1 protein-coding gene is annotated in these 1,277 nt (G+C 72.0%); it reads right to left on the reverse strand.

Annotated features, from left to right (window positions below; translation table 11 throughout):
* On the reverse strand, positions 1-1,277 hold a 1,277-nt coding region (locus tag HT134_RS44270; protein WP_175606500.1), incomplete at both ends, for an L-serine ammonia-lyase.

A 1,277-nucleotide genomic window follows, 5' to 3' on the forward strand; every position in this document is an offset into this window, starting at 1 on the left:
GATGGCCTTGTCCAGGGCGACGAAGTGGCGGCCGTCGCCGCGCAGCGCGATCCGGGCCGCGGTGATCGCCTTGATCGAGGCCACCGCGTTGCGCTCGATGCACGGGATCTGCACCAGCCCGCCGATCGGGTCGCACGTCAACCCGAGGTTGTGCTCGATGCCGATCTCGGCGGCGTTCTCCACCTGCTCCGGAGTGCCGCCCAGCACCTCGGTCAGCCCCGCCGCCGCCATCGAGCAGGCCGAGCCGACCTCGCCCTGACAGCCCACCTCCGCACCGGAGATGGAGGCGTTCTCCTTGAACAGCACCCCGATCGCCGCGGCGGTCAGCAGGAACCGGATCACGCCCTCGTCGTCGGCGCCCGGCACGAACCGGCTGTAGTAGGTCAGCACCGCCGGGATGATCCCCGCCGCGCCGTTGGTCGGGGCGGTGACCACCCGGCCGCCCGCGGCGTTCTCCTCGTTGACCGCCAGCGCGAACAGCGACACCCAGTCCATCGCGCGCAGCGGGTCGTCGCCGGCCGCTTCGGTCTGCAGGCGGCGGTGCAGCTGGTTGGCCCGCCGCCGCACCTTCAGCCCGCCGGGCAGCACGCCCTCCTGGGCGATGCCGCGGCGCACGCACTCGCTCATCACCCGCCACAGGTGCAGGATGCCGGCGCGGATGTCGGCCTCGCTGCGGCCGAAGGCCTTCTCGTTCTCCAGCATCAGGGCCGAGATCGACAGGCCGGTGGCCGAGCAGTGCTTGAGCAGCTCCTCGCCGGTGGTGAACGGGTAGGGCAGGACGGTGTCGTCGGGTTTGATCCGGTCGGCGCCGGTGGCGTTCTCGTCGACGACGAAGCCGCCGCCGACGGAGTAGTAGACCTTCTCGCGCAGCACGGCGCCGTCGGCGTCGCGGGCGGTGAAGCGCATGCCGTTGGGGTGGCCGGGCAGGCTGATCTTGCGTTCGAAGACGAGGTCGTCGCCGACGACGAACGGGATCTCGCGCTTGCCGTGGAGGGTGAGGGTGCCGGAGGCGCGCATGGCGGCCAGGCGGGCCTCGACGGTGTCGACGTCGACGAGCTCGGGTTTGTCGCCGGACAGGCCGAGCAGGACGGCTTTGTCGCTGCCGTGGCCCTTGCCGGTCAGGCCGAGCGAGCCGTAGAGGACGGCCTCGACGCGGGCGACCTGGTCCAGCAGGCCGTCCTGGTCGAGGCCGCGCGCGAACTTGTGCGCGGCGGCCATCGGGCCGCCGGTGTGCGAGCTCGACGGGCCGATGCCGACCTTGAACAGGTCGAAGACGC

This window comes from Nonomuraea rhodomycinica, assembly GCF_013363995.1.
In the GTDB taxonomy this organism is placed as follows: Bacteria; Actinomycetota; Actinomycetes; order Streptosporangiales; family Streptosporangiaceae; genus Nonomuraea; species Nonomuraea rhodomycinica.